Below are 7,530 nucleotides of genomic sequence, written 5' to 3'. Positions count from 1 at the left end.
TCGATGACGGCAAAGCAGCTCAGCAGCGTGGTCTGGAAGCTGCTGAAGTTGTCATCCGAGATCATCAGGAAGCGATTGCCTTCCAGATGCGTCAGCCCTTCGAAGTTGTCCAGCGACCAGCCATCGCCGCTCGACAGGCGTGCCAGGGTGCGCACCTCGGCCTGGGTGCCGGGCTCACCGAGATGCGCGCGGCGCAGACTGATCACCAGCGGGAAGGGCGGCGAGAAGGCGCGCTCCAGCATCAGCATGTCACCGTCGGGCAGCATCTCCATCGCGGTCAGGCTCGAGCCGGTGTCGCTGGCCAGCGGGTAGCTCCACTCGTGCTTGTCGTCGAGGCTGAAGATGCGCGTCATGCCCTCGCTCATGCCCTCCGGCGTGGCTTCCAGTCCGGCGAGCATGCCGTATTCCGGGTGCAGGGTCAGGGCTTCCATGCCGTTGTTGGGCGCCGCGCCGCGCGCGCCCATCGGGGTGAAGGGCTCGCTGACGGCCAGGCCGCTGGGCAGGAAGTGCTCGACGCGTGGCTGCTGCTCGAAGCTGATCACCAGGCGGGAATCGCCGCGGCGGTCATTGTTCGCGCGCAGCAGCTGCAGGCCCTCGGCATCACTGAGGGCGCCGCGCAGCGAGACATCGGTCTCGTCGCGCAGGGTGTAGGTATTGAGCGCCTTGGCCCCGACCAGTTCACCGTGACGGAAGGCGAGTCGCAGACGATGCAGCCAGCCGCGGTCCGACACGGCATACAGCAGTGACTCGTCCTGGTCCCAGCCGATGTCCGACAGGCCCCCGACGGGGGTGTCATCCAGCCATTTGCCCGGCAGCCTGAGCGTGCCGCACCACTGGATTTCCGGGAACTCGCTCTTCTGTTCCGGCGATGCCAGCGTGTAGGGGCGCGGGTGAACGCCGCAGGCGCTCAACAGGCCGGCGAGCACCGTGGTGACAGCGAGGGTCTGGAGCATGCGCCAGCGGCGCGAGGTGGGGGATTGGCGTGCAGGCATGCTGACTCCGGAGACTGAGCGGTGATGAGAAAAATGACGATCAACAGGAGACAACCTGGTACGAGGCTACTCTAGCGCGTAACCGGCACAAATACATGACGTCAGCCAACGCTGCAGGCGGCTGATATACTCGTGGCCACAGCATAGGTGGCACGCTCGGGGCATGCTCGCGGGCTGTCACCCTCAAGACCCACAACAGGCAGGAGTCAGCATGACCCGTATCGCAATCATGGGCGTCGCCGGACGCATGGGACGCACGTTGGTCGAGGCCGTCGGTGCAGTGGAAGGTCTGACGCTGGCGGCGGGCATCGTCGAATCCGGCAGCTCCCTGGCGGGCGTCGACATCGGTGAGCTGGCCGGTCAGGGCCGTCTGGGCGTGGTCGCCAGCGACAGTCTGGCTGCCGTGGTGGATGACTTCGATGTGGTGATCGACTTCACCGCACCGCAGGTGACACTGGCCAACCTGGCGCTGTGCGCTGAGCACGGCAAGCGCATGGTGATCGGCACGACCGGTTTCACGCCGGAGCAGCTCGAGCAGCTGGATGGCTACCGTGACAGCGTGCCCTTCGTGTTCGCGGCCAACATGAGCTCCGGCGTCAACCTGACCCTCAAGCTGCTGGAAACCGCCGCGCGTGCCCTGGGCGATGCCGGCTATGACATCGAGATCATCGAGGCGCACCACCGTCACAAGGTCGATGCCCCGTCCGGCACGGCGCTGGCGATGGGCGAGGCCGTGGCACATTCCATCGGGCGTGATCTCGCCACCCACGGTGTCTTCGCGCGTGAAGGTCAGTGCGGCCCGCGTACCGACAAGGAAATCGGCTTCGCCACCGTGCGTGCCGGTGACATCGTCGGTGAGCACACCGTGATGTTCGCCACCGAAGGCGAGCGCATCGAGATCACCCACAAGGCGTCGAGCCGCATGACCTTCGCCAAGGGCGCGGCACGCGCGGCCGAATGGCTGTCAGGGCGCGAAGTCGGCCGCTATGACATGCAGGATGTGCTGGGACTCAAGTGAGCGAAGTAGAGAGCAAAGTGGGGAGCGGAATGGAGAGCCAAGCGCTGAGATGACAGTCTGGCGACATTCAGGAGAATTTCTTGAAAGCTGTCTCGGTGGGCAGGATGCGGCGCACGCGTGAGCCATTCTGGCCGCCTTGCGCCGCTGGACTGCTTCGCTTTACAAGCGCTGTGCAGTGTCCCGGCTCGGCCAAGGGTTTCGTCAAGCTGACCGCGGCGACGAAACGACCGTATCGTGGGCCTTGTCGCCTGCTGGCGGGGCATGCGCGGGGTGGTCAGCACTCAAGGATTCCGGTAATCTCTACCCAATTTGGCCACGTTCTTGGCCGCCCTATTGGTTGCCGTTTTGGCAGCGCTCGGGCCAGCAGCATTCCGAAGAATGATAACAAGCGGGATGAAACCTGATTTTTCGGTTTCGTCCCGCTTTTTTGCAACCTGAATTTGCCGCTTCTGGCGCGCGTCTGTCCAGTGACAGGCACCTGGCAGAAGTCGGCAGCGGGACACAGGCTCGGCGAATGCCGAGCACGATAATCAAGCAGCATGTCCGGTGTTCGACCGCGGATTCCGGGCAGGAAAGTGGACACTATGGGGAGGACGTTGCGTTGATCAAACCCGCGATACTGGCCTTGGAAGACGGCAGTGTATTTCACGGCAGCGCCATCGGTGCTGATGGGCAGACCAGCGGCGAGGTAGTGTTCAACACTGCCATGACCGGCTACCAGGAAATCCTGACCGATCCCTCCTACACCCGACAGATCGTCACTCTGACGTATCCGCACATCGGCAATACCGGCATCAACGACGAGGACACCGAGTCCGACAGCGTCGCAGCCGCCGGCCTGGTCATTCGCGACCTCCCGCTGCTGGCCAGCAACTTCCGTTCCACTCGCTCCCTCGATCAGTACCTGCGCGACGAGAATGTCGTCGGCATCGCTGATATCGACACGCGTCGCCTGACGCGCATCCTGCGCGAGAAGGGCTCCCTGAACGGTGCCATCCTCGCCGGTGAAGATGCCCAGGGTGATGACGTCGTCGAGCGCGCGCTGGAAGCGGCACGCGCCTTCCCGGGTCTGAAGGGCATGGACCTGGCCAAGGAAGCCTCCTGCAGCGAGCAGTTCGAGTGGCACGAAGGCGAATGGACACTGGGCGAAGGCTACGCCGATACCCGTGAGTCCGAGCGTCCCTTCCACGTGGTCGCCTACGACTACGGCGTCAAGCACAACATCCTGCGCATGCTGGCCTCCCGCGGCTGCCGCCTGACCGTCGTGCCGGCGCAGACGCCTGCCGCCGAGGTGCTGGCGCTCAATCCGGATGGCGTCTTCCTGTCCAACGGCCCGGGCGACCCCGAGCCCTGCGACTACGCCATCACCGCGATTCGTGAAGTGCTCGAGACCGACACGCCGGTCTTCGGCATCTGCCTGGGTCACCAGCTGCTGGCACTGGCCTCCGGTGCGACTACGGTCAAGATGGGCCACGGTCACCATGGTGCCAACCACCCGGTGCAGGACCTCGACAGCGGTGTGGTGATGATCACCAGCCAGAACCACGGCTTCGCAGTGGATGAAGCGGGCATGCCGAGCAGCCTGCGCGCGACCCACAAGTCGCTGTTTGACGGTAGCCTGCAGGGCATCGAGCGCACCGACCGCCCGGCCTTCAGCTTCCAGGGTCACCCGGAAGCCAGTCCCGGCCCGCAGGACGTCGCCCCGCTGTTCGATCGTTTCATCGAGATGATGCGCGCGCGACGCTGAGCCGAGCGCAGGCCCGAGGGCCTGATCCATCGTTGAGTTCAGTCACCAGATCATTGCGGGAAGAGACATGCCGAAACGTACAGACCTGAAAAGCATCCTGATCATCGGCGCCGGCCCCATCGTCATCGGCCAGGCGTGCGAGTTCGACTATTCCGGCGCACAGGCCTGCAAGGCCCTGCGTGAAGAGGGTTACCGGGTCATCCTGGTCAACTCCAACCCGGCAACCATCATGACCGACCCGGTGATGGCCGATGCGACCTACATCGAGCCGATCACCTGGGAAACCGTGGCGCGCATCATCGAGAAGGAGCGCCCGGACGCCATCCTGCCGACCATGGGCGGCCAGACCGCGCTGAACTGTGCGCTGGCGCTGGAGCGCGAAGGCGTGCTCGAGCAGTACGGTGTCGAGATGATCGGCGCCAACGCCGACACCATCGACAAGGCCGAAGACCGTGATCGCTTCGACAAGGCGATGAAGAAGATCGGTCTGGCGTGCCCGAAGGCCAAGGTCGCGCACTCCATGGAAGAAGCCTGGGAAATCCAGGCCGAGCTGGGCTTCCCGTCCATCATCCGTCCCAGCTTCACCATGGGCGGTTCCGGCGGCGGCGTGGCGTACAACCGTGAAGAATTCGAAGAGATCTGCCATCGCGGCTTCGAGCTGTCGCCGACCCGCGAGCTGTTGATCGACGAATCGCTGCTGGGCTGGAAGGAATACGAGATGGAGGTCGTTCGTGACAAGAACGACAACTGCATCATCGTCTGTGCCATCGAGAACTTCGACCCGATGGGCGTGCACACCGGCGACTCCATCACCGTCGCCCCGGCCCAGACCCTGACCGACAAGGAATACCAGCTGATGCGTGATGCATCGCTGGCCGTTCTGCGTGAGATCGGCGTGGAGACCGGCGGTTCCAACGTCCAGTTCGGCATCTGTCCGGACACTGGCCGCATGGTCGTGATCGAGATGAACCCGCGTGTGTCGCGTTCCTCGGCACTGGCTTCCAAGGCGACCGGTTTCCCGATCGCCAAGATCGCCGCCAAGCTGGCCGTCGGCTACACCCTGGACGAGCTGCAGAACGACATCACCGGTGGCAAGACGCCGGCGTCCTTCGAGCCGTCCATCGATTACGTCGTCACCAAGATTCCGCGCTTCACCTTCGAGAAGTTCCCGCAGGCCAATGACCGCCTGACCACGCAGATGAAGTCGGTCGGCGAAGTCATGGCCATCGGCCGTACCTTCCAGGAATCCCTGCAGAAGGCGCTGCGTGGCATGGAGACCGGCGTTGACGGTCTCGACCCGATCGTCGAGAACTTCAGCGACGAGAACATGGCGCGTATCAAGGGCGAGCTGCAGGCCGCCGGTGCCGAGCGTATCTTCTACATCGCCGATGCCATGCGTGCCGGTCTCGATATCGAAGAGATCTTCCGCCTCACCAACATCGACCGCTGGTACCTGGTGCAGCTGGCCGACCTGATCGCTCAGGAAGGCGCAGTGGCCGCAAGCTCGCTGGGCGAGATGGACGCTGATCGTCTGTTCCGTCTCAAGCGCAAGGGTTTCAGCGATGCGCGCCTGGCGCGTCTGATGGGCGTGTCCGAGAAGGCCTTCCGCAAGCACCGTCAGAAGCAGGGCATCCGTCCGGTCTACAAGCGCGTCGACACCTGTGCCGCCGAATTCGCGTCCGACACCGCCTACATGTACTCCACCTATGAGGAAGAGTGCGAGGCGGAAGTCAGCGACAAGAAGAAGATCATGGTGCTGGGTGGCGGTCCGAACCGTATCGGTCAGGGCATCGAGTTCGACTACTGCTGTGTCCACGCCTCCCTCGCCATGCGCGCGGACGGCTACGAGACCATCATGGTCAACTGCAACCCGGAAACGGTCTCGACCGACTACGACACTTCCGATCGCCTCTACTTCGAGCCGGTCACCCTGGAAGACGTGCTGGAGATCGCCGACAAGGAACAGCCGGTCGGTGTCATCGTCCAGTTCGGTGGCCAGACGCCGCTGAAGCTGGCGCGTGAGCTCGAAGCCGCCGGTGTGCCGATCATCGGCACCACGCCGGACGCCATCGACCGCGCCGAAGACCGCGAGCGTTTCCAGCAGATGATCGAGAAGCTCGGTCTGATCCAGCCGGAAAACGCCACCGCGCGCAGCTTCGAGGAAGCCTTCGTCAAGGCCGAGGTCATCGGTTACCCGCTGGTGGTGCGCCCGAGCTACGTGCTGGGCGGCCGCGCGATGGAAATCGTCTACTCCGCCGCCGAGCTCGAGAACTACATGACCCACGCGGTCAAGGTCTCCAATGACTCGCCGGTGCTGCTGGACCACTTCCTGAACGCGGCCATCGAGGTCGACATCGACGCGGTGTCCGACGGCAAGCAGGTCGTGATCGGCGCCATCATGCAGCACATCGAGCAGGCCGGTATCCACTCCGGTGACTCCGCGTGCGCCCTGCCGCCGTACTCGCTGCCGGCAGACGTCCAGGAAGAGATGCGCGAGCAGGTCAAGCGCATGGCGCTGGAACTCAACGTCGTCGGCCTGATGAACGTGCAGCTGGCCTGGCAGGATGGCGTGATCTACGTCATCGAGGTCAACCCGCGCGCTTCACGTACCGTGCCGTTCGTCTCCAAGTGCATCGGCCAGTCGCTGGCGCAGATCGCCGCACGCTGCATGGCCGGCCAGACCCTGGAAGAGATCGGTTTCACCCAGGAAATCGTGCCGACCTTCTACAGTGTGAAGGAAGCGGTGCTGCCGTTCGCCAAGTTCCCGGGGGTCGACCCGATCCTGTCGCCGGAAATGAAGTCCACCGGCGAAGTGATGGGCTCCGGCGATACCTTCGCGGAAGCCTTCTACAAGGCGCAGCTGGGTGCCGGTGAAGCCATCCCGACCCTGGCTGGCGATCGCAAGGCCTTCCTGTCCGTGCGTGAGTTCGACAAGGCGGGCGTTATCGAGGTGGCCCGCTCTCTGGTAACATTAGGCTTTACGCTTTGTGCTACCCGTGGCACGGCAGAGGTGATCGCCGCTGCCGGCCTCGAGGTTGAACCCGTCAACAAGGTGTTCGAAGGGCGGCCGCATATCGTCGACATGATCAAGAACGGCGAGATCGCCTATATCGTCAACACCACAGAGGGACGTCAGGCCATCAATGACTCGTCCGTGATCCGTCGCACGGCGCTGGCGCACAAGGTGCCCTACGCCACGACGCTGGCGGGTGCCAATGCCGTGTGCATGGCGCTTGCCTACGGCAACGACGTCAAGGTCCGTCGTCTCCAGGATATGCATGCAGGAGTCATGATATGAGTAGAAGTCCGATGACCGTCGAAGGCGAAGACCGCCTTCGCAAGGAGCTCGAGCACTTAAAGGGCACTGAGCGTCCCCGGGTCATCGCTGACATCGCGGAAGCCCGTGAGCACGGCGATCTCAAGGAGAATGCCGAGTACCACGCCGCGCGTGAACAGCAGGGTTTCATCGAGGGTCGTATCCAGGAGATCGAGTCCAAGCTCTCCATGTCCCAGGTGATCGACGTCACCAAGTTGCCGAAGACCGGCAAGGTGATCTTCGGCACCACGGTCGACCTGATGAACCTCGATGACGATAGCGAAGTGCGCTATCGCATCGTTGGCGAAGATGAAGCCAGCATCAAGGACGGCAAGATCTCCGTCACCTCTCCGATCGCGCGTGCGCTGATCGGCAAGGAAGAAGGGGATGTCGTGGTCGTGCGTACCCCGGGTGGCGATGTGGAGTATGAAATCTCCGAAGTGCATCACATCTGAAG

At 63.5% G+C, this 7,530-nt stretch carries 5 protein-coding genes; 4 read left to right on the top strand and 1 reads right to left on the bottom strand.

Features of this window, described 5'->3' with window-relative positions:
- On the bottom strand, positions 1 to 992 hold a 992-nt coding region (locus AC4FAH_RS03010; RefSeq protein ID WP_490245629.1), incomplete at its 3' end, for an esterase-like activity of phytase family protein.
- A 211-nt stretch (positions 993 to 1,203) separates the two neighbouring features.
- Between AC4FAH_RS03010 and dapB the strand changes: the two genes are divergently transcribed.
- The 4 genes from dapB (at position 1,204) to greA (ending at position 7,528) form a co-directional block, all read left to right on the top strand.
- Complete coding sequence (gene dapB / locus AC4FAH_RS03005) at positions 1,204 to 2,010, top strand: 4-hydroxy-tetrahydrodipicolinate reductase (protein WP_043333367.1); 807 nt, start codon at positions 1,204 to 1,206, stop codon at positions 2,008 to 2,010.
- A gap of 601 nt (positions 2,011 to 2,611) precedes the next feature.
- Positions 2,612 to 3,757, top strand: a complete 1,146-nt coding sequence (carA, locus tag AC4FAH_RS03000) for a glutamine-hydrolyzing carbamoyl-phosphate synthase small subunit (RefSeq protein WP_288988606.1) — start codon at positions 2,612 to 2,614, stop codon at positions 3,755 to 3,757.
- 67 nt (positions 3,758 to 3,824) lie between these two features.
- A complete protein-coding gene (gene carB / locus AC4FAH_RS02995) occupies positions 3,825 to 7,055 on the top strand; it encodes a carbamoyl-phosphate synthase large subunit (protein ID WP_043333371.1) in 3,231 nt (1,076 codons plus the stop codon).
- Complete coding sequence (gene greA, locus AC4FAH_RS02990) at positions 7,052 to 7,528, top strand: transcription elongation factor GreA (RefSeq protein WP_043333374.1); 477 nt, start codon at positions 7,052 to 7,054, stop codon at positions 7,526 to 7,528. The genes carB and greA overlap by 4 nt, the downstream gene beginning before the upstream one ends.
- Positions 7,529 to 7,530: the final 2 nt, after the last annotated feature.

The sequence above is a fragment of the Cobetia sp. genome (assembly GCF_983723665.1).
The sequence above is the reverse complement of the archived record's forward strand: the minus strand, read 5'-3'. Positions and strand labels throughout refer to the sequence as shown.